Raw genomic sequence first — 20398 nt, forward strand, 5'->3', positions numbered from 1 at the left:
GAAGGTTGTGGGTATGGTGTCGAGCTGGCTTATTTCAGGAACCCTAGGGACACTGGGTGCTCTGGTGGTGGTGGCTCCGGCCCAGGCTGCAACCCTGCAATATTGGTGGTTTGATGCCGAGAGGAATCAACTCGTGTTTACCACCGATGGCAACGTCCAGCCCACGGCCCAGATGCTCTCGAACCCCACCCGTATTGTGGTGGATTTGCCCAATACCCAGCTCGGCAGTGGCACCACGCGACAATCGGTGGGTGGCAACGTGCGCGAGGTGCGGGCCGGACAGTTTGATGCCCAAACCACACGGTTAGTGATTGAATTTGCGCCGGGGTATCGCCTCGATCCCCGTGCTGTGCGCGTACAAGGGGTGCGCCCCAATCAGTGGGTGGTGCAGTTGCCCGGTTCAACCCCGGAGATTGAGGGGAGTACTGCTGCCCCTGGATCAACCCCAGGCACCGAAGGCACGACTCCATCGGCGAACCAAGTCCAGGGTGGGACGGGCACTGGGGCCGACGCTACCCTGAATCGAGTGATTACCACAGGCGACGGCTTTCTGCTTCAGATGAGCGGCACCGTGGCCCAGCCCACCTTGCGCTTTTCGGGGGACGGCCCCGATGACCGAATAGCGGTGATCGACTTGCCGAACACCACCGTGGCGACGACGTTGCAACCAGGCGACCTACCTAATTTCCGCTACAGCATTCGCACCTGGGAAATTGTGCAGCAGGACACCAGCCCTCCTAGCACCCGCATTACCCTGCGGTTAACTCCCGACAGCCCGGAATGGCGGGCCTTGCGCAATCAAAGCGGTGTGATTTTGCTGCCGCCCAGCGGGGTGCCCATTGGATCGGTTCCCGATGAGCCCCCGCCGCCCACCCCGGTCGCGGAAGTGCGCCCAACAAGCCCCATTGTCCGCCCTAATCGGCCTGTGGTGCCGCCCCCCCAACCCGCTGTGGTGCCGCCCCGGCCAGCGACTGCTCCGCCCTTGCCCAGTATTTCCAACCAGCGGGTGGTGGTGGTGATTGATCCGGGCCACGGTGGACGAGATCCAGGGGCCGTGGGGATCGGTGGGCTTCAGGAAAAGCAGGTGATCTTTCCCATGTCTCTGCGGGTGGCCGAACTCCTTGAACAGCAGGGCGTGGTGGTGGTGATGACCCGCCGCGACGACATTACCCTAGACCTGCAAGCCCGTGTGGACATTGCCAACCGATCTGGAGGGAACATTTTTGTCAGCATCCATGCCAACGCCATCAGCATGAGTCGTCCCGATGTGAACGGCGTGGAGACCTACTTTTCCTCAGAACGGGGACGGCGGCTGGCGGCCACCATTCAATCCAATATGCTGGCGGCAACGGGAATGCGAGATCGCGGGGTGAAGCAGGCCCGATTTTACGTCATTCGCCATACGAATATGCCCGCCGCCCTAGTCGAGGTGGGGTTTGTGACCGGGGCCGAAGATGCGCCCCGCCTCGCCGATCCGGCCTGGAGAGAAACCGCCGCCCAGGCCATTGCCCGTGGCATTTTGCAGTATATCCAGCAGGGGCTTTAAGCCTCCCTGGGCCGGGGGGATTGTCTATGATGGAAACAGGTCTGGGTGGATGGCCGACCTGCCCCACCCAAGCCCCATCGTTATCGCCCTGCGCCACGGTTCATGGTCAACATCACAGGCAATTGGATGAAGGTCTGGAGGTTTCGCTCAGCTATCCTGGGCTTCTTAGGGCTAGGGATGGTCGTTAGTTTGAGTGGGGGCGGAGGGGCGAACCCCGGTCTAGCAGTAGATGCGGTCTGGATCGCTCAAACCGCCGCCCCATCGGAGGATTCTCTCTGTTCGGCCCCGGCCCTGTCTCGTTTGGTGCGTCACCGGGTGGCCGCAGGGGAAACCCTGGATACCATCGCCCAACAGTATGGGTTGTTGAGCGCTACCCTCATGGGCTTTAACCCCGCCGTGCAAGGGGGACGAGTCAGTGTTGGGCAAGAATTGGTGATTCCGCCCTACAACGGTATTCGCGTGCGCGTGGCCCCAGGCCAAACGTGGGTACAGGTGGCCCAAGCCTACGACCGTCAGGCCGATCTGTTGTTTGAAATCAACGGCTGTGTGAGCGCCGTCCCCGCCGAAATTTTTGTACCTGGCATCAACTGGTTTCCCGGCGTGAGTACCGCCGCCAGTGCCCATAACCCGACTCCAACTCGACCCAGCCCGCTCCAAGGCTATCCCCTGCCGGAACGAGCGGAGGTGGTGGTGAATTTTGGCTGGCAGCCCGCCCCAGATCGTAATGAAGTGGTATTTAATACCGGGGTCGCCTTGGCGGCCACCGCCACAACCCCCGTGCTGGCGGTGGGAGCGGGGACGGTGGCTTTTGTGGGGACGGATCCGGTGTACGGCAACCTGGTGGTCGTGAACCATGCCGACGGTTTGCAAACCCGCTACGCTAACCTTACGGAAATGGCGGTAACCGTGGGACAAACGGTATCCCAGGGGGCCAGGTTGGGACGGGTGGCGGCTAGGGACGAACGGGTGGAGTCCTACCTCTTTTTTGAAGTGCGCCTCAATTCTGACTTGGGTTGGGTGGCCCAAAACCCCCATGATCTCGTGCCTGCTATGGCCCTACGGTAGGTTGGGGAACTTCGATTGGGGCTAGGAGGTGGAGTCCTGAACGCTGGCCTCAATGGCATCTAGGGTATTGAGTACGAGGCGTTTCGCCTGGAGTTCCCATCCCCATTTTTGAATTTGAAAGGCCACGTAGAAGCCAATCCCGGTGGCGATTAAATCCAGCGGTTGTTTGCCGGAAATACCGAGCAACAGCCCCAAGCCACCAATCCCCCAAAAGGGTAGGGCCACGGTTTGACGGTTTTCTTCCACTAAAGTGGCCAGAAAATTCTTGGGCAAGCTTGCCTCGACCTCCTCCCGGACGGCCTTTTGGTCTGGGTAGGGCACGGCAAAGCTGAATTTGCGCCGCAGCTTTTCAATTTTGCGGGCATCAGTACTATATTCCGTTAGCTCGTCTTCCGCCATGCGAATGAGCTGTTCTGCTTTGCTCATGGGTTCCTTGGGCTCAGGGGTCACTTCTCCAGGGGTCGTATGACGACCCTATCGCTTCTATGATCCCACAGCCACTCCATCCCTGAACGGTGACAAGGCCCATGATTGGGCCGTAGAACGCCAATAACCCTAGGCCATGGGGCCAACCTACCCTTGCCCCTGATATACACTGGGGAAGATCGATGACCTCTGCGCCCCACGCCATGACCCACGCCACCGATGTTCAAACCCTGGCCCGCTGGATGGCCGCCGACTTTAGCAACCAGCAGCAAGCCTTTGACAACCCACCCCTGTTTGCCCATATTCGAGTGTGTATGCGGCCCTTGCCCAAGGAAACCCTGGATGGCTTTGGGTTTTACATCGAACAAGCCTATGACTACATGCTGGATCGTCCCTACCGGGCGCGGGGGATGAAATTGGTGGCCAACGGCGATCATATTGTGATTGAGAACTACACCGTCACCGATCCCGAAGCCTTCTACGGCGCATCTCGCAACCCAGAGCAATTAGCTAAGTTTACCTCCAACCACTTTCAACGCACCCCCGGTTGCAACCTGCTTGTGCAATGGACAGGCCATAGTTTCAAAGGGGCGGTGGAACCGGGCAAAGCCTGCATGGTGGAACGCAACGGCAAACTCACCTACCTCGACAGCGAGTTTGAAATTGACGCCGACCAGTTTATTAGTTGGGATCGAGGCCGCGACCCCGAAACTGACGAACACCTCTGGGGTGCCCTGGCGGGGCCGTTTCAATTTAAGCGGCGGGCCAGCTTTGCCCACGAAGTCACCGCCTAGGCGATGGCCAGAAAAGACTGTCTTCTAACGTAGGATCAGTAGATCACAAAGTCCCCGCAGCCCTCACCCCCAACCCCTCTCCCAGGGAGGAGAGGGGAGCCAGAAGCTCTTCAAAGTCCCTCTCCCAAGATGGGAGAGGGATTTAGGGTGAGGGCTGGGTTACGACAAGAGAGCGTGTTTGTGATCTACTGAGGATGGGCAGATTGTTATCCAGAAATCTCCTTAGCCCCAGGCCGGACGCCACCCCCTAGGATTGGGCCTTGGTCAACCGATCTAGGCGCAGTTGATGATCGGGGCTAAAGAGAGTTCTAAAGGCCAGCAGCACCACGCTAAAAATGCCAATGGCGGCCCCGGCGGCAATCATAAACACGATCATAATTTGGTAGCGGACGGCGTCGATGGGGTTGGCTCCGGCCAGAATTTGTCCGGTCATCATGCCAGGGAGACTGACTAGGCCCATCACCATCATGGAGTTAATGGTGGGAATCATGCCAACGCGGATCGCCTCGCGCACCTGGCTGTGGGCGGCTTCCCAGCGGGTGGCTCCCAGGGTGAGCCAGGTTTCAATCTGATCCCGCTGGTTAACCAGGCTTTCCATAAACCGATCTAGGGAGAGGGAAATGCCGTTGAGGGTGTTGCCCAGCACCATGCCGAGCAGCGGAATGAGGTATTGCGGGCTGTACCAGGGCTGCACCTGAAGCACCCCCAACAGCGCAAAGCTGGTGACCAGGCCCGATGCCACCAACACTGAGAGCAGGCTATTCCAGTACAACCCCACAAAGCGGCGACGGGTGCGGTTGACGGCGGAGATTCCGGCGATGCTGGTCATCACGAGGCTAATGGCCAGGATGGTGAAGGGGTTTTCCTGAGCGAACAGCCACTCCAGTACAAAGCCAATCAGCAAAAGCTGGGTTACCATGCGCACCGTGGCCAGGGCCAGCGTTCGTTCTAACCCCAGCCGCAAGACCACCGATAGCGAGAGATTGACGACCATGAGCAACGCCGCCAGGGCCAACTGCCCATAGCCAATCACCACGTAGCGATCATCCATGGGGTATCGCCTCCAACACCAGTTTGCGATGGGTGAAACGGTCGATTTGGCTAGGGTCGTGGCTGGTGACCATCACTGCACGCGGAGACATTTGCAGCCATTGGCCTAGCAGGGCTTCCACCTGGGCGGTAGTAGCGGGGTCTAGGGAAGCGGTGGGTTCATCCAGCAGCAGAATTTTGGGGTCAAGCTGGAGGGCGCGGAGGAGGGCCAAAAGTTGGAGTTCTCCCCCGGAAAGCTGGGTGGACTTCAGCCTCAAAAAATCTGGCCCCCGGCCTAGGGCGTCTAGCCAGGAGAGGATCCGCTCGGCCTGATACCGACGGTGGCGATGCTGGGCCAGGGTGAAGGGCTGTTGCAGGTTATCGGCCACGGAACCTTCGATCACCGCTGGGCGCTGGGACAGGTACATCACCTGGGTGCGATAGTCGGGTAAGGCCCAGTCCGTTAGGGATCGCCCCTCAAACCAGACCTCGCCCTGCTGAAGGGGGTCGAGCCACACCAGACTCCGCAGCAGGAGGGTTTTTCCGGCCCCGGAGGGTGCCACGAGGCCCACACAGTCTCCGGCGGCTAGGTCAAAGCTGAGCCCCCGCCACAGCCAGCGACCCTCCACCTGTCGTCCCAGTTCCGTTGCAGCTAACATGCGGCCCCCCTGACCCACGATGGCTTTCTAACCACGGAGCCCTTCTGCCTAGGCGGCCAGAATTTGGTCATCCAGGCTAAAGTCCACCTCGGTTTTGTCTTGGCCCGTGGCCAGGTAGTCGTGCTGGAAGGAGTCCTTCAGTCCGGCCACTAGGTCAAATTTGGGAGCCCAACCCAGTTCGGCCTGGGCTTTGTCGATGGCGGTGAAGAAGTGCTGCACCCGCATGGGGAAGGCTTTGGCTTTGCCGAAGTTGAAGGCCTTGGGGTCGTAGTGGACGATTTTGAGGTCGGAGGGATCCTTTCCGGCGGCTGCGGCACAGGCGCGGGCCAGCCCATCGAAGGTGACGGCTTTTTCGCCGGAGATGTTGTAGATCTGGCCAATGGCGGTGTCGTTGCCCAGCACGGCGGCCATGGCTTCGGCTAAATCCTGGACATGGCCCAACTGGGTGAGGTGCATCCCATTGCCGGGGATGGGGACAGGACGACCGCGCACAATCCGGTCGAAGAACCAGGCTTCGAGGGGGTTGTAGTTTTGGGGGCCATAGATATAGACCGGGCGCACGGAGGTAAAGGGCACGCCCTGGGCCTGGAGGTAGGCTTCGGTGGCAAACTTACCCTTGTGGCGGCTGTTGGGATCCACTGCATCCCCTTCGATATGGGGCATCTGGTCGGATTTGAGGTACACCCCGGCAGAACTGACGTAGACGAAATGCTTGACCTTGTCACCAAACAATTCCACGAGGGGCTGGGTATCGGACAACTCGCGCCCGTTGTTGTCAAAAATGGCATCGAAGGATTCCCCCGCCAGTTTGCTTTTTAGGGTGTCGGCATCGGTGCGGTCGCCCACAATGGTCTGCAAACCTGCCACGGGTGCTGGCTTTTTACCCCGGTTAAACAGCACCACCTCATGGCCTTGGGCCACCAGTTGTTTGGTGAGATACACCCCAATAAACCGAGTCCCGCCCATCACTAAAATTCGCATCATGACCTCCTAGCCGCGAAGTATGGCCCACATAGAGCCGCAAATGTGTCCCTATATTAAGCTGTGGCGATCCCCGAAATTTGCTTTAAGAATCAACGGGTTGGGGAAGCTTCCCCTTAAGCTGAAGAGGAGATGTGAACGGTACCCTTACGCCGGAAGGGGAACCCGCCTAGAATGAGAGGAATCGAAACCCATCCCAAGCGGCCTCAGCCAGAGATAATCGCCCCATGCGAGAGCTGGATAATGCTTACCGAATTCTAGAGCTAGAGCCTGGTGCCTCCCTGGAGGACATCAACCAGGCTTATAAGGATTTGGTGTTTGTCTGGCATCCCGACCGCATCCCCCAGGACAACGAGCGCCTCTATCAAAAGGCTCAGGATAAAATTAAAGCCCTCAACCAGGCCAGGGACTTGCTGCGTACCCACAGCCGCCATGGCCGCAGCGGCACCAATTCCACCGCCAACCGCTACAGCACCACTAACCGATCCTCCTCCTCCAGCTACTACTCGGCCTCCCAGTCCTCCAGCGAGGGCAGCGACCGCCGCTACTACGGCAACAACTATCGCCCGCCCTACGGCTATGGCAGCAACTATCGGCGTCCCTACGAGCCTAGTTCGGCCCAGGGCAACGGCCAGGGCACCAGCAACCCCGGCAATGGATCCAGCAGCACGGGTCAGTCCGCCAATTCTACCTACCAAAGCCGCTACTACCGCTATCAACAAAGCACCTACGGCCAACCGCCCTACGGCGCAGGTACCGCCGCCAGCAACGGTTATGGCACAACGGCCAAGGATGAGACCCAATCCAATACAGGCCAAGCCTCGGCCAACGGCACCTCGGCCAACGGCACCAGCCATAACGCTAGTCACAACGGATCTAGCAGCCAAGGATCCAGTAATAGTGGATTCAGTCATAAGGAATCCAGCCATCACGGATCCCCCAGAAGCACCAGCCCTGGGTCGTCAACCCAGGGAGCCTCGTCCCCAGGCCATGGCCAGCCCGAATCGTCCGCCGAGGACAGCACCTACCAAACCTATCGCCAACGGCGCGATGCCGCAGCGGGAGTAGGCCGTGCCCAGGCCCATGGCCAGAGCGGATCAGCCCCTAGCCGTTCAGAGGATCCCAACCCAGGGGCGGGTCGCCATGCCAGATCCAGCGTTAACCACGAGGGCCCTAGTCCTACTGGCCCCAAGGTTACCCCTAACACCGCTCCACCCCGCCCATCGGTCGATCCGGGCTACAACGCCTACAACGCCCACACCCGGAACTCTACCAGCAGTGCCCACCGTGCCCGCCAAAGCCCCGACCTGAGCGGCAAAGACCTGAGCGGGGCGAACCTGCGGGAAAAGGATTTCGCCAACCGCAACCTGAGTGGGGCCAACCTGAGTGGGGCCGACCTCAGCGATGCCTTTTTGCACAAGGTCAACCTCAACCGGGCCAACCTCAGCAAGGCCAAGCTGTTTCGGGCCAATCTGCTCCAGGCCGACCTTAGCCACGCCAACCTGCGCGAAGCCGACCTGATTGGGGCCGACTTCAGCGGCGCAGATTTAAGCGGAGCCGACCTCAGTGGGGCCAAAGTGGCCGTGGGCGGGCGTACCATGGTCAAGCTCACGGGCACCATTCTCACCGGGGCGATTATGCCCGACGGCTCTATCCATGATTAGTCACCCTTTCAGGGGGGCACCATCACTTTTCGTTACTATGGCTCTGGGTCGTGTCAGTAATCATACTGACACTTGAGCTTTGCCTAAGATTCATAAAATGTACACAAAGCCAGTGGCCAAGTTTGCAACTCCTTTGATCTGCACCTTGTAACATTTGTATAAATTGCAACGACTTCTCTGGAGTTTTACAGCTTTTATTGCGGGCCACCTTACCATGCTTACCCTCGCGTCTCTTCAATCTGCCCTGGCGACAGGCCATCGAGATTTTCCCCAAGCCCACCTCGTCGGAGCCGATCTTAGCCGTTGGAACTTAACTCGGGTGCAGTTGGGGGGCGCAAACCTAACGGAGGCCAATCTGAGCCGTGTGCTGCTGGGCAACAGCGATCTCACAGCGGCGGTTCTTGATCGGGCCAACCTCCTCCATGCCTACCTCCGTCAGAGCAATCTACATCGGGCCAGTCTACAACGGGCTACCCTCATGCTGGCGGATTTAGGAGAAGCCGATCTAAGCGAGGCGGATCTCCGCAAGGCCAACTTGGTGGGGGCCAATCTCCAGTTCTGTAACCTCACGAATGCCGATCTGCGAGGAGCGATCTACTCTGACGGCACCCAATGGCCCAAGGGGTTTCAGCGGAAGGCCAGTCTGCACCGTCTGGCCCCCAGCGTGTGCCTGTCAGGGGTGGATCTCAGTGGGGCACGGCTCACCGGAGTGAATCTACGCGGGGCTGACCTATCGGGAGCCAACCTAGAACACGCCGACCTGTGGGGAGCCTGCTTGGCCCAGGCCAACCTGAAAGGGGCCAATTTACAAGGGGCCAATCTGCTCAGCACCGACCTCTCGGGGGCCAACCTAGAGCACACCAATCTCCTCCAGGCCATCATCGATTTCCCCCATCGATCAGAAAATACGCCCCTGGTCGGCTTGCGAGGGCCATCTCGTAGCCTACCCTCCTTAACCTACTGAAACCATAGGAATCGACTGAGGCCATGGGTGGGTCAATGAATCCTCGGTCTCGCGGATAGAGGGCAAAATTCTAGGAACTATGCCAGAATTGCGCCGTTGGTCTATTTGCTTGGCCCGGAGGTTAACCGTGCAACCTTGTTTATTCCGGCAATTGCCAGGTCGGCAACGGAGCACCACCCTTGCTGCTCTGGTGGCCACCGTCGTTCTGGGCCAAGGGCTGCTGGGGACATGGGAGCAACGCGCCCATGCCATTGATTGGGTAGAGCCGGAAGATGCCACCGGATCTCCCCCAGCGGTGACCGACCCCGCCACCGAAGTGGCCCCCGCTGTGATTGACGTTGTCCCCCACCAGCGCACCTTAAGCCCGGTGGTGGCCTTTGCCATGGAGCAGGAACTCAAAAACCTGATGGGTCGCCTCGAAAGTGCCCTGCTGCTGGCTCAATCTCTCCATGTACCTACTACCCTCACCCTCGCAGAGACCGTTCCCCTCCTTACCGCCACCGTGGGAGAGGTGAACCTAGGGGACGATCCACCGCCGTTTCTGCACCCACAACTGGCGGAGGCTCAGCAGCTTTTGCAAGACTGGCCCGCGCTGTTCTCTGGGAGCCAGCATCGAGAACTGACGGATCGCTGGTTGGCGGTGCGAGAGGCTCTGTGGGACAGTTTCCCGACGGAGCGACCCTATGCTCCGGCGGAGATTCGCGCCGTGTGGCTGGATCGGGGCACCATTGTGCGGGCGCGAAACCCAGAGGGATTGGCCCAACTCTTCGACCAACTCGCCGAGGCCGGGATCACCACGGTATTTTTTGAAACGGTGAATGCAGGCTACCCCATCTACCCCAGCCGTGTGGCCCCAGAGCAAAACCCCCTCACCCGCCGCTGGGATCCCCTCGCCAGTGCCGTGGAACTGGCCCATGCCCGAGGCATGACGCTGCACGCCTGGGTGTGGGTGTTTGCCGCTGGGAATCAACAGCACAACCGCCTGCTCAACCTACCCGCCGATTACCCCGGCCCTCTCCTGTCGCGCTATCCGGCCTGGGCCGGATCCGACCATCGCGGCAACCCCATCCCCCTCGGCCAAGATAAACCCTTCCTCGACCCGGCCCATCCGGAGGTGCGCAGCTACCTGATCCGCCTGATGTCGGAAATGGTGCAGGAGTACGACATCGATGGCGTTCACCTCGACTACATTCGCTACCCGTTCCAAGACCCAGCCGCCAATCGCACCTACGGCTATGGCGACGTAGCCCGCTGGCGTTTTCACAGCATCACCGGGGTCGATCCCCTCGATCTGTCCCCCCGGCCAGACCCCAGCCTCAGCCCCAACCAACAGACTCAGCAGCGGATACTGTGGGATCGCTGGACGGAATTTCGTATTCAGCAGGTGAACTCCTTTGTGGCCACCCTCAGCATTACCCTGCGGCGACAACGTCCGGGGTTGGTGATGTCGGCGGCGGTGTTTGCCCATCCCGAACCTGAGCGGCTGCAACAGATTCAGCAAGACTGGGCCACCTGGGCCAAGGAAGGACACATCGATTGGGTGGTGTTGATGAGCTATGCCCAGGACACTAGCCGATTTGAACAACTGGTACGCCCCTGGATGAGCGGCCAACCCTTTGGATCGGCCCTGGTGATTCCCGGCATTCGCATCTACAACCTCTCGACCCAGGCCACCCTAGACCAAATCCAAGCTGTCCGTGACCTGCCCACCCCAGGGTTTGCCCTCTTTGCCACCGCCGACCTCAATGCCGACCTCAATCGGCTCTTAACCCAAACCCAGGGCACCCCCACCCCCACCGCCCCCGCCCAGATGGCCCTGGCCCGCTACCAAGCCCTCCAGCGGGAGTGGCAGTGGCTACTCAGCCATCAAAAACTGTGGATGGAACGCCCCGCCCTAGAGCAGTGGGTACGGGACGTGAACCAGTTGGAGGCCGATCTCATCGCCCTGAGTAATACCCCCTCACGGCGCACCCTAGAGCGGGTACAGCAAGGGATCGTTCAGGTTCAAACGCCCCTCACCTCCCAAATTCTGATCGAGGCCACCAATAGCGCCTATCGGCTTCAGGTGTGGCAGCATCGGCTGGGGGTCATTGATCAACTTCTGCGCCACGGAGAACCGCAACTGCTAGGGCGTTAACCCCTCAAAGTCGGCGGTGGCCATCGTCGGTGGGGTGGGGACATGGGAGAAAGATGGACTTTCTTGGTTTTTTATTTGACAAACGTCCCATAAGGACACACAATAGAAATCACCCAAGTCGAGGGCCTGTAGTTCAATCGGTTAGAGCACCGCCCTGTCACGGCGGAAGTTGCGGGTTCGAATCCCGTCAGGCCCGTTAAATAGATTACAAGGTTAGGCTGAGTCTCAAGTTGGGCTCAGCCTAGTTTTTTGTGGACAGGATGAGGGGGGCGGGGGGAGCCTTTTTGATCCAGCCCGCTTGGATGAGTTGGTCGTAGGTGGCAGATTCGATGGCCTGGAGCTGTTGGCGCTTCTGCTGTTCCACGAAGGCTTCGAGATCGGGATGATCGGCCCGGAGTTGGGCCATGTCCTGGCTAGCCTGATCTAGCTTTTGGGCAATGGTGACTAACTCGATCTGGCAGAGGGATTCCCCTAGCTGGGCTTGGGTTTGGGGCAGGCTGAGGTACTGCTGAAGGCGTTCTAGGGCCATCCGCTGGGCCACCCGCTCTAGGTATTGATCTTGATACTTTCGGGTTTCCAAGAGGTTAAGGGCGTCTAGGAGGGGTTTGGTGGTCAGCCCTTGAACCAGCAGGGTAAACAGAACAACGCCGAAGGAATTGGAGATAATTTGCTGGCGATCCGTCACTAGGTCGGGAATGCTGAGGGCCAGGGCAATGGCCACGGAACCCCGCAGCCCCACCCACCACAGCACGGTTTGCTCGGCCCAGGGGATGGGGGAACGGGTGATCAGCCCACTGAGGGCACTGAAGCCAAAGATGGCCACGGCGCGGGAAATCACTACGGCGATGATCGCGACGATACTGGTGCCGACGTGCTCAATGAAGTAGGGGAACAACACCTGATCCCCCAGTAGCAGAAAGACAATGGAGTTGACCAGGAAGATGGTGAACTCCCAAAATTCCACCATAGTCGAGCGCTTTTGAGGGCGGGTTCCGGGCACCAGGCCCAGGTTGCCAATCACCAGGCCCGCCGCCACCACGGCAATGACGCCAGATCCCCCGAAATCTTCTGCCAAGAGGTAGGCTCCGTAGGCGGTGACCAAACTGAGGGATTGTTCCACCCAGGCCAGGTCGTAGCGCTGGGTGAGCAGGGCCACGGCGGTGCCAATCAAGCCGCCCACCCCCAGGCCAATGCCGCTGACAATGAGGAACTGCACCAGGGTCGTGGTTAGGTCGATGGGCTGGGGGTCGATGGCCTGCTCTAGTAGGACACTAAAGGCCACCACGGCAGCGCCATCATTGAACAGGCTTTCCCCCTCCAGGAGCGTCGTCAGCCGTTTTCCGGCCCCCACTTCGCGAAACACCCCCAACACCGAGGCCGAATCCGTGGCCGCTAGACAGGCTCCGGTGAGCAGTGCCGTCGTCCAAGACACCTGCATCCAGTGGTGCAAGGCCCAGCCAATCCCCACAATGGAAACGGGTACGCTGCCAATGGCAAACAAACTGCTGGGAACGATCTGCTGGCGCAGGTCGGGCCACTTCATCTTCCAGGCCGCCTCAAACAAAATGGGCGGCAGAAAAATCAGGAGAATCATTCCCGGCGATAGGTCAACCAGACGCACCTCCACCAGGGCCAGACCCAGACCTACAACAACCAGCAACAGGGTGTAGGGGACTTGCCTCAGGGGTGGGAAAATCCGGGGTAGGCTGGCCGCACTGAGGGCCACCAGCAGCACGGGCAAAAAGGCTTTGAGGTTGCGCTCAATGGCCAAATCCGTGGCGTCGGTTAACAAACTGCCCAACACCGAAGGGAGGACAGCAAGCGGGGACGCAAGGGTGAGATCCATCACAACGCTGAAAATTCTGCAACAGCCGTGGACGAGCCACGCCAGACCAAGCATAGCGCACAGGTCTTTCCTCCGGTGCAGCCTGAACTTGGCTTCGAGTTGGCGTCAAGTTAGCATCAAGGCGGGTATGTCATGCATCCTTATGTTGCCTGCCATCCTGATCAAAACTCGCATAGGCTGGTGGGCCGCAGGGGGCACTGATCCGCCGTGGTGATCACTCCCCGCAGGGTGAGTTGGCTGAGATGGGGAAGTTCCGCTAGGGGGCTGAGGTCGGTGATGGGGTTTTCGTCGAGATAGATCAGACGTAGTTCCGTCAGTTCCGCCAGGGGGGCCACGTCCCGCACGTTGGCATTCACCAAGGCCAACCGTCGCAGGTTGGTCAGCGCGGTCAGGGGTTGCAGGCTGTCGAGGTCGTTGAAGGCGAGGGTCAGTTCCAGCAAATCCGTTAGGGAACGGAGGGGGCCGAGGTCGGTAATGGCGTTGCTGGTCAGGCTGAGGCGATACAGTTGGTTCAAACCGCTGAGGGGTGTGAGGTCCTGAACTTGGTTATCCGACAGGTACAACGCCCCCAGATGGCTGAGGTTAGCGAGGGGACTGATATCCTGAATTTGATTGGAACTGAGATCTAGCTCTTGCAGGTTGGGATAGCGGGTTAGGGGTTGCAGATCGCGAATTTGATTTCCGTGTAGAAACAGGTTGTTGAGGGCGGGCAACTCCGGCAGTTGGCTTACATCCGAGAGACCCGTCAAGCTTGCCCGTAGGGTAGTTAACGCGCTGAGGGAGCCTAGGGGGGCAAAGTCCTGAACGGCGGTGTTTTCAAGGTCTAACTCAAATAAGGGTAACCCTGTCAGGGGTGAGAGATCCTGTACAGGGTTGCGGCCTAGCCCCACCTGAGCCAAGTTCGATAGATCTTGCAAGGGACTGAGGTCGCTGACTTGGTTGCCATCCAAATACAATTCCGCTAAGTTGGACAGACCTTGCAGGGGGCTGAGGTCGCTGACGGCATTGTCGCCCTGCATGACCTGGTAGCCATCCAACCAAATTCGATTTTCCAGGGATAGACGGTTGAGGGTCGTGAGGGTTCGCAGCGGCGTAATATCTGTAATCTGGTTGGCGTCTAGGTTAAGTTCCCACAGTTGGCGCAGGTTGGCCAAGGGCGAGATCGCTTGGATTTGGTTATCGTTGAGGCTTAGGAATTGCAAATTGGCCAGATTCTCCAGGGGGGCGAGGTCAGAGATGGCATTGTGGCTCAGCGATAACGTTTCTAAGGAAGTCAGCCCCGATAGCGATTGCACCGACTCAATTTGGTTTCTGTCCAAATACAGGGCGATGGGAGTCAAATCCTCTAGGGGGATCAGATCTCGAATGAGGTTATCGTTTAGCGCCAATTCGTTCAGCCTAGTGAGGGCTTGCAGCGGCGTGAGATCCTGGATTTGGTTGTCATTCAGCAGCAGTTGTTCTAATTGATCGAGTCCCGCCAAGGGGGCCACATTCTGAATGGCGTTGTTCTGAAGGCTGAGGCGGGTGAGTTGCGTAAGGTTTACGAGGGGAGCCAAATCGGTGATTGAGTTGTCGTATAAATAAAGCTGCTGTAATTGCGTCAGCCCCGCTAGTGGCCCTAGGTCAGTAATCTGGTTATCGCCTAGGTTCAGTTCTTCAAGTAGCGTTAAGGCTTCTAGCCCCTGCAAACTTCTGACTTGATTGCTGCTAATGGATAGCTTTTGCAACTGGGTGAGGGAGGCCAAGGGGCGCAAATCGCTAACCGCATTGCCATAGAGATAGATCTCCCGCACCTGGGTGAAGGACGAGAGGGGACGCAAATCCACAATTCCGGCCCCATCCAAGGCCAGGGCGGGGCTTTCTTGTAAGCGGGCTTCGGCGGTGGCACAGTCTTCGGTACCCGTGTAGATCAACAGGGCGGTAACCGTTTGCTGAGCCGCAGGATCCAGTTCAGCGTAGTGAGTACACCAATCCGTAAAACGACTAAAGCGAGAGTCGGCATTGGCCCAGGCTGGGTTTCCTAGCCCAATCCACAGGCCGATAGCGGAAAACCCAACCCACCGGGGGAAATGTGTCGTCATAGCAGAAAAGCGTCCTGGCAAACGTTTGGGCAAAACTGAAAAATCCGATTTTCTCAATTTAGCCAGGAAACTTCGTCCACCCGGAAAATAGCGGCAAAACGCAACAATTCCGCCGCGATCTGACCCCTAACTCAAACTTTGCACAAACCGCATCGCCATTTGGGGGAGGTGGCCGATCTCAAACCAAAGTTGTTTTGGGGCAATGCCAAACAGGTATTGCAGCCCCAGCACAATGGCCACAATGCCCAAAATCGAGCCCGCCCCCACCCTAAACACCTGAAAAACGAGCCGGAAGCCCAGCACCACCACTGCGACCGCTGCCGCCAGCAACACCAACTGAGAATCAACGCCGCCAAACACTGGACTCATGGTTTACCTAATTCCAACACGTAACGTTACTTCAGACTATCCAAACCCAGGGGTCAGCCACATCTGGATCAGCGGTCAAGATTCGCTGTAGCCCCTGGCCTAGGCGGTGCCCTCGCCTTCCGAGGGCTGCATTGCTGTGCGGGTATGCAAGACTTCAAAGGCCCACAGCAACGCTAGACACACCGACACACTCATTGCCACCCCCAGCCAAAACCGATGGGCGACCAGCGGCGATTGATCCATGGCCCAGCCGCCAATCAGGGGGCCAATGAAGTAGCCAATCGTCCAGCATTGGGAACTGACGGCGACGTAGGTGGCGCGGAGGTTGGGCGGCGCGAGGTCAGAAACCGTGGCTACAAAAAAGGGCTTGTAGGCTACGGAGGCCAGGGACAGCAAACATAGGGCCACAATCGCCCAGATAAACTGCCCTTCGGCAAAGGTGCCCGCCGCCCACAGCAGGGCAAAGCCAAAGGCCCACAGCACCATGGCCCCCATCAGCACAAAAATCCGTCTGAGAGGCGTCAAAATGCTGGTAGTAGGAAGTTGTAGCACCGCTCCCACGCCGATGTAGCACCAGGTAAACAACCCTGCCGTACTGCCCACAGAAACCCCTGGGATGGGGTCATTTCCGGCGATAAAGTTGGTGAAGTAGAGGGGAATGGTGGTGGTGACTAGGGCCACGTAGGTGGTAAAAAACACGTTGGCCAGCATGAACACCACCAAAGCTTTGTCTTTCAAGGCGGCGACCCAGCCCTGCCCCGACCGCTCATGCTTAGACCGACTGGGGTAGTCATTGGTCATGAGGATCTGAATCAGCAGCCCAAACAGGGCAAACATGGCCCCACATCCAGCAAACAGCAGCTTGGGTGACTCGTTCACGAGAGCCAGCAAGGCGCTGCCCCCCAATACTCCCAGACCAATCCCAATGTATTCCGCTACCCCCATCACTGCAAAGGCTTGGCTGCGGTCTTCGGAATTGGTGGCATCCATCACCGCCGCCCCGGAGGCCGTCCAATAGCAGCCGAGGCTAATGCCTAGTACCATGCTGGCCACAATCAACAGCCAAAGGGATTGGGCCACCATCAAAATTAGCGCCACTGCCGCCCCGCTGGCGGCGGCCAAGGAAAGAACCACTTTTCGGCCAAACCGAGGGGAGTCTGCCAGCGTCGCCCCGACAAAATGCCCACCAACCTCGGTAATGGCGCACAGGCTGAGGGCAAACCCCACGGAGGTCGCTGATAGCCCCACCTGGTTGACAAACAAAATGGGGATGTAGAAGCTCAGGAGGCCGTAGCTGATCTGAATTAAAAAGCGCCCTAGGGCTTGAACCTGAACCTGTCGGTTAGACAACTGCAACGCCGAGGAGAGATTCATGGCCAACCAGGGAAAATGAAGGAGTAGCGGGCAAACGGCATTTAGTGAATTTCGCTAAACACAAATACCATAGCCACCATCGCCGCGATAGTGAAGGTTGCCCCCACAATTTCTATCCGCATGGAGGCTCGACGGTGGGCAGGCTGGAGCCAAAAGTCTAGGGTACGCAGAATCAGCGGCATCACCACCAGGGTGAGAATGCAGGTCGTGACTAGATTTTTGACCAACATGGCACTGGCCGGATCCCAGTTTTTCATCAGATCTAGGGCATCAATTACACAATCCTGAATCATAATCACCGGATACAGCCCCAGCACCACCGACAGAATTTGTTTCCAGGCTGGGGGGCCAAGCCCCGTGAGTTCGTTGCCTGACTGGTGAGAAAACCAGCCCTCCAGCCCCGTTTCAAAGGACTTGAATTTGTAAGACTTAAACAGATCGCGGCCCAGCTTCAGCAGGGCATCTCGCTTGGGCGACAGCAGCCAGCGGTTGAGATCCTCCGGCTGCTCAAAGTGAACCACGGAATACCACTTCAGCACCCCACCCCGGCACGGCAGGGGACGATGGCGATCAGCTCGGATAAACCCTGGGAACGATTGAGCCGCATTCACTAGGCTGCGGTGCCACCTGCGAAAGGCCCAGCTTTTCTCCTGGGGCACCGTGTACTCAATCACGACGCTGGAGTAGGGTACCTGCTCCGGTTCCGCTGCCTTGGCCAGCAAATTCAGCGACCCCTGCCAGACTGGATGCAGACGTTGCTTCACCTCTTGTACTAGGGCCGGAGAGGCCACGGCCCCTAGGGATGGGATTTCCAGCGACCCCAGGCGGCTGCGCCAGTCGTCAACGAAATTGAGTGCAGAACCTTTGAGAGTCATGGTGGCTTAGGCTCTAAAGTGACCCTTAATGGAATTGTATTCTGTATACATCTTCTGGGATCAAGGCTTTGTAGCCGTAATTACCCCACTGATCTGCCGTGTGATGATCCCTGGGCTATACACCCAGACATCCTAGGAGATCTCTCTTAGTGATACAGGCCAGTATGCCCCGCGCTACAGGTTGAGGTTCTGTAACCAATTAAACAAAACGACGCAGAGCATTAGAAGACTTAACACAATCGCCGCTCCCACCAGGTCAACCTGACGGGAGGTGAGTTGGTAGGCGGGCTTCAACCAAAACTTCAACAACCGCGACACCCTAGGCATCACTACCCAGGTGAGCAGGGAAGAGGTGATTAGGTTGTTCACCAGCATCGCCGTGGGCAATGGCCAACCCTGCATCATGCCTAGGGCTGAAAAGGCCATCCCTTGCAGAATCACCGTAGGATACAGGCCCAGCACCACCGACAGAATTTGCTTCCAGCGGGGGGGGCCAAGGCTACCGCTCGATCCACCGCTCAGGGAAAACCAGCCCTCTAGCCCCGTGGTGAAGGATTTGAATCGGTAGGCCAGAAATAGGGTTTTGCCTTCTTTAAAGAGTTGCTGACGGGTATCGCAGGTTAGCCACAAATCAAGCTGGCTGGGGCTGGCAAAATGAATAATGGAGTAGTACTTAATGACGCCATCGTCACAGTTCAAAGGCGTACACAAATCCGCCCGCAGGAAACCGCTATGGTACTGGGCCTCCCGCCGTAATCGCCCATACCAGTCCTCAAACGCCGCCGTGTTAGCTTCAGGGACAATGTATTCCATCACCGAACTGGTGTAGAAGTGTTTGTGGTGCGGCGATACATGGGCGTCCTGCCTCTGAAAACGAGCCACCGGAGACCTAAACATTAGTAATGGAAAAAGAGGGCGCGGACGGCAAAGAAGCCCACGATGATTAACACCCAGAGCAAGCGCTGTTTCACAATTTTTAACTCGGCCAAGATAGCCTCGGCTTGCCCCTGGGTCAGAGGGGCCTGAGCAGGCTCCCCTTGGACTGAATCTGCGGTATTCGCCCCAGAGCTTGAGGGGGTAGGGGCTGGCGTTGGGTCATCGGGGGAGGGCATCGCCGCATCATCTCCTACACGTTTCAAGGCTGGGAGTATTGTAACGGGTCAGAATGGTCGCCTCGAATTCTTAAAAATCTCTGGGGACTGTCAGAAGTTTTCATTAAAGTGCGTAACATTATATGTATGTAGGCGCAACATCCACCGCAGTGACCTTGGCACCCGAAACCTTGAAAGAAAACACCGAAGACCTTAGCTTGCTGCTCCGACGGGCGGCGCTAGGGCTGGTTACCGTGGTTATAGCCATTGTCATCGGTTGGGGCTTAGTGCGCTATGTACAAGCCTCAGACCCCTACATCCATGAGGTCTTGAGCCTAGAGGGTGACGTAAATCGTGGGGAAGCCATCTTCAGAATGAACTGCGCTGTCTGCCACGGGTTTGAAGCCACGGGCGAAGTTGGGCCAACCCTGGTCAGCGTCTCCGACCACCGCACCAAGGTCAGCCTGATTAAACAGGTGATCAGTGGCCAAACGCCCCCCATGCCGCAATTTCAGCCCGATCCCCAAGCCATGGCCGATCTACTGGGCTACCTGGAAAGCCTATAACCCTCGCTACGGGAGGTTAGGCATTTTGTCTGCCACCAAGACAGCCAGGATGGCTGTTCTAGCTTCGGCCTGCGAGCGACTTTGCCTAATTTATGAGAGGCCGCATGATCGGTTGTCCCCTCTAGGGGCTGGGGTATATCGGGCCACATCCCTCGGTCTAGCGACGTTTCAGCCATCGAACGCCCTGACCTGGAATCAACACTTAAACTTTACAGGAAAGTTTGTTTACAAAACTCTATGTTTCCGTTAATGTAGAGCCATGCAGGTTACAAATCGCAATGAAGAGGGCCTGCATAACCCTTGAAACCATAAATACCAAGGACTAATACATCATGACAACGACTCTACAGCGGCGCGAGAGCGCCAACCTGTGGGAGCAGTTCTGTCAGTGGGTGACCAGCACCGAAAACCGCCTGTACATTGGCTGGTTCGGCGTCCTGATGATCCCCACTCTCCTCGCTGCTACCGCTTGCTACGTCATCGCTTTTGTCGCGGCTCCCCCCGTGGACATCGACGGCATCCGTGAGCCCGTTGCTGGCTCTCTGATGTACGGCAACAACATCATCTCCGGTGCTGTTGTTCCTTCCTCCAACGCTATCGGTCTGCACTTCTATCCCATCTGGGAAGCCGCTTCCTTGGATGAGTGGCTGTACAACGGTGGCCCCTACCAGCTAGTGATTTTCCACTTCCTCATTGGCGTCTTCTGCTACATGGGTCGTGAGTGGGAACTGAGCTACCGCCTTGGTATGCGCCCCTGGATCTGCGTGGCTTACTCCGCTCCTGTGGCCGCTGCCACCGCTGTGTTCCTGATCTACCCCATCGGCCAAGGCTCCTTCTCTGACGGGATGCCCCTGGGGATTTCCGGTACCTTCAACTTCATGTTGGTGTTCCAAGCTGAGCACAACATCCTGATGCACCCCTTCCACATGAT

The 20398-nt window shown here is 58.2% G+C and carries 18 protein-coding genes, 1 tRNA gene and 1 pseudogene; 9 read left to right on the forward strand and 11 right to left on the reverse strand.

Annotated elements, in window-relative coordinates; translation table 11 throughout:
- The first annotated feature begins 13 nt into the window (after positions 1-13).
- Positions 14-1546 carry an N-acetylmuramoyl-L-alanine amidase gene (locus tag H6G62_RS11195; RefSeq protein WP_190495080.1) on the forward strand — a complete coding sequence of 511 codons (1533 nt, stop codon included), beginning with the start codon at positions 14-16 and terminating at the stop codon, positions 1544-1546.
- Positions 1547-1723: 177 nt separating this feature from the next.
- On the forward strand, positions 1724-2611 hold the full coding sequence (locus tag H6G62_RS11200; RefSeq protein WP_199324907.1) for a M23 family metallopeptidase: 888 nt from the start codon (positions 1724-1726) through the stop codon (positions 2609-2611).
- Positions 2612-2632: 21 nt separating this feature from the next.
- Here the strand turns inward: H6G62_RS11200 and H6G62_RS11205 are convergent, their stop codons facing one another.
- Positions 2633-3037 carry a hypothetical protein gene (locus H6G62_RS11205; protein WP_190495082.1) on the reverse strand — a complete coding sequence of 135 codons (405 nt, stop codon included), beginning with the start codon at positions 3035-3037 and terminating at the stop codon, positions 2633-2635.
- Positions 3038-3240: 203 nt separating this feature from the next.
- Between H6G62_RS11205 and H6G62_RS11210 the strand changes: the two genes are divergently transcribed.
- Positions 3241-3831 carry a chromophore lyase CpcT/CpeT gene (locus H6G62_RS11210; protein ID WP_190495111.1) on the forward strand — a complete coding sequence of 197 codons (591 nt, stop codon included), beginning with the start codon at positions 3241-3243 and terminating at the stop codon, positions 3829-3831.
- A 247-nt stretch (positions 3832-4078) separates the two neighbouring features.
- Here the strand turns inward: H6G62_RS11210 and fetB are convergent, their stop codons facing one another.
- From fetB to H6G62_RS11225, 3 genes are read right to left on the reverse strand one after another with little or no spacing between them, the layout of a single operon-like run.
- Positions 4079-4882, reverse strand: coding sequence for an iron export ABC transporter permease subunit FetB (fetB, locus tag H6G62_RS11215; RefSeq protein ID WP_190495084.1), 804 nt, complete (start codon positions 4880-4882; stop codon positions 4079-4081).
- Positions 4875-5519 carry an ATP-binding cassette domain-containing protein gene (locus H6G62_RS11220; protein WP_190495086.1) on the reverse strand — a complete coding sequence of 215 codons (645 nt, stop codon included), beginning with the start codon at positions 5517-5519 and terminating at the stop codon, positions 4875-4877. Before H6G62_RS11220 ends, fetB begins: the two co-directional genes overlap by 8 nt.
- Before the next feature lie 48 nt (positions 5520-5567).
- Positions 5568-6500 (reverse strand): NAD-dependent epimerase/dehydratase family protein, encoded by a 933-nt coding sequence (locus H6G62_RS11225; RefSeq protein ID WP_190495113.1) that lies wholly within the window; start codon positions 6498-6500, stop codon positions 5568-5570.
- Positions 6501-6727: 227 nt separating this feature from the next.
- Here H6G62_RS11225 and H6G62_RS27345 point away from each other — a divergent pair, with 227 nt between their 5' ends.
- The 4 genes from H6G62_RS27345 to H6G62_RS11250 all read left to right on the forward strand — a co-directional run bounded on the left by H6G62_RS27345 (position 6728) and on the right by H6G62_RS11250 (position 11461).
- The gene (locus H6G62_RS27345; protein ID WP_242051931.1) at positions 6728-8164 is read left to right on the forward strand and encodes a pentapeptide repeat-containing protein; all 1437 of its coding nucleotides are present in this window, start codon (positions 6728-6730) and stop codon (positions 8162-8164) included.
- Between the two features lie 214 nt (positions 8165-8378).
- Entirely contained in the window at positions 8379-9128 is a 750-nt protein-coding gene (locus H6G62_RS11240) for a pentapeptide repeat-containing protein (protein ID WP_190495088.1), read from the forward strand.
- A 127-nt stretch (positions 9129-9255) separates the two neighbouring features.
- Positions 9256-11265, forward strand: a complete 2010-nt coding sequence (locus H6G62_RS11245; RefSeq protein ID WP_199324908.1) for a family 10 glycosylhydrolase — start codon at positions 9256-9258, stop codon at positions 11263-11265.
- A 122-nt stretch (positions 11266-11387) separates the two neighbouring features.
- Positions 11388-11461: transfer RNA gene (locus H6G62_RS11250), tRNA-Asp, on the forward strand.
- A 45-nt stretch (positions 11462-11506) separates the two neighbouring features.
- On the opposite strand, the gene H6G62_RS11255 is transcribed toward H6G62_RS11250, so the two are convergent.
- From H6G62_RS11255 to H6G62_RS11285, 7 genes are all read right to left on the reverse strand, one after another.
- Positions 11507-13111 (reverse strand): sodium:proton antiporter, encoded by a 1605-nt coding sequence (locus H6G62_RS11255; RefSeq protein ID WP_190495091.1) that lies wholly within the window; start codon positions 13109-13111, stop codon positions 11507-11509.
- 161 nt (positions 13112-13272) lie between these two features.
- Positions 13273-15192: a leucine-rich repeat domain-containing protein gene (locus H6G62_RS11260; protein ID WP_190495093.1), complete on the reverse strand. Its 1920-nt coding sequence runs from the start codon at positions 15190-15192 to the stop codon at positions 13273-13275.
- A gap of 126 nt (positions 15193-15318) precedes the next feature.
- The gene (locus H6G62_RS11265) at positions 15319-15561 is read right to left on the reverse strand and encodes a hypothetical protein (RefSeq protein WP_190495095.1); all 243 of its coding nucleotides are present in this window, start codon (positions 15559-15561) and stop codon (positions 15319-15321) included.
- Positions 15562-15660: 99 nt separating this feature from the next.
- The gene (locus H6G62_RS11270) at positions 15661-16935 is read right to left on the reverse strand and encodes an MFS transporter (protein WP_190495097.1); all 1275 of its coding nucleotides are present in this window, start codon (positions 16933-16935) and stop codon (positions 15661-15663) included.
- A 41-nt stretch (positions 16936-16976) separates the two neighbouring features.
- Positions 16977-17810: a hypothetical protein gene (locus H6G62_RS11275; protein WP_206755642.1), complete on the reverse strand. Its 834-nt coding sequence runs from the start codon at positions 17808-17810 to the stop codon at positions 16977-16979.
- 174 nt (positions 17811-17984) lie between these two features.
- Positions 17985-18692, reverse strand: a complete 708-nt coding sequence (locus H6G62_RS11280) for a hypothetical protein (protein ID WP_206755643.1) — start codon at positions 18690-18692, stop codon at positions 17985-17987.
- A gap of 14 nt (positions 18693-18706) precedes the next feature.
- Positions 18707-18949: a hypothetical protein gene (locus H6G62_RS11285; protein WP_190495099.1), complete on the reverse strand. Its 243-nt coding sequence runs from the start codon at positions 18947-18949 to the stop codon at positions 18707-18709.
- Positions 18950-19092: 143 nt separating this feature from the next.
- On the opposite strand from H6G62_RS11285, the gene H6G62_RS11290 reads away from it, so the two are divergent.
- Positions 19093-19467, forward strand: a complete 375-nt coding sequence (locus H6G62_RS11290) for a cytochrome c (RefSeq protein ID WP_242051932.1) — start codon at positions 19093-19095, stop codon at positions 19465-19467.
- A 332-nt stretch (positions 19468-19799) separates the two neighbouring features.
- Positions 19800-20398 (forward strand): annotated as a pseudogene (locus H6G62_RS11295) (photosystem II q(b) protein); the annotation flags it as partial.

The sequence above is a fragment of the Phormidium sp. FACHB-1136 genome, assembly GCF_014697375.1.
Classification (GTDB): Bacteria; Cyanobacteriota; Cyanobacteriia; order Phormidesmidales; family Phormidesmidaceae; genus Nodosilinea.

Bases quoted from the DNA above. Each gene is read 5' to 3' on its own strand.
- H6G62_RS11195 (WP_190495080.1), top strand. From the start codon at position 14: ATGGTGTCGAGCTGGCTTATTTCAGGAACCCTAGGGACACTGGGTGCT.
- H6G62_RS11200 (WP_199324907.1), top strand. From the start codon at position 1,724: ATGGTCGTTAGTTTGAGTGGGGGCGGAGGGGCGAACCCCGGTCTAGCA.
- H6G62_RS11205 (WP_190495082.1), bottom strand. From the start codon at position 3,037: ATGAGCAAAGCAGAACAGCTCATTCGCATGGCGGAAGACGAGCTAACG.
- H6G62_RS11210 (WP_190495111.1), top strand. From the start codon at position 3,241: ATGACCCACGCCACCGATGTTCAAACCCTGGCCCGCTGGATGGCCGCC.
- fetB (WP_190495084.1), bottom strand. From the start codon at position 4,882: ATGGATGATCGCTACGTGGTGATTGGCTATGGGCAGTTGGCCCTGGCG.
- H6G62_RS11220 (WP_190495086.1), bottom strand. From the start codon at position 5,519: ATGTTAGCTGCAACGGAACTGGGACGACAGGTGGAGGGTCGCTGGCTG.
- H6G62_RS11225 (WP_190495113.1), bottom strand. From the start codon at position 6,500: ATGCGAATTTTAGTGATGGGCGGGACTCGGTTTATTGGGGTGTATCTC.
- H6G62_RS27345 (WP_242051931.1), top strand. From the start codon at position 6,728: ATGCGAGAGCTGGATAATGCTTACCGAATTCTAGAGCTAGAGCCTGGT.
- H6G62_RS11240 (WP_190495088.1), top strand. From the start codon at position 8,379: ATGCTTACCCTCGCGTCTCTTCAATCTGCCCTGGCGACAGGCCATCGA.
- H6G62_RS11255 (WP_190495091.1), bottom strand. From the start codon at position 13,111: ATGGATCTCACCCTTGCGTCCCCGCTTGCTGTCCTCCCTTCGGTGTTG.
- H6G62_RS11260 (WP_190495093.1), bottom strand. From the start codon at position 15,192: ATGACGACACATTTCCCCCGGTGGGTTGGGTTTTCCGCTATCGGCCTG.
- H6G62_RS11265 (WP_190495095.1), bottom strand. From the start codon at position 15,561: ATGAGTCCAGTGTTTGGCGGCGTTGATTCTCAGTTGGTGTTGCTGGCG.
- H6G62_RS11270 (WP_190495097.1), bottom strand. From the start codon at position 16,935: ATGAATCTCTCCTCGGCGTTGCAGTTGTCTAACCGACAGGTTCAGGTT.
- H6G62_RS11275 (WP_206755642.1), bottom strand. From the start codon at position 17,810: ATGACTCTCAAAGGTTCTGCACTCAATTTCGTTGACGACTGGCGCAGC.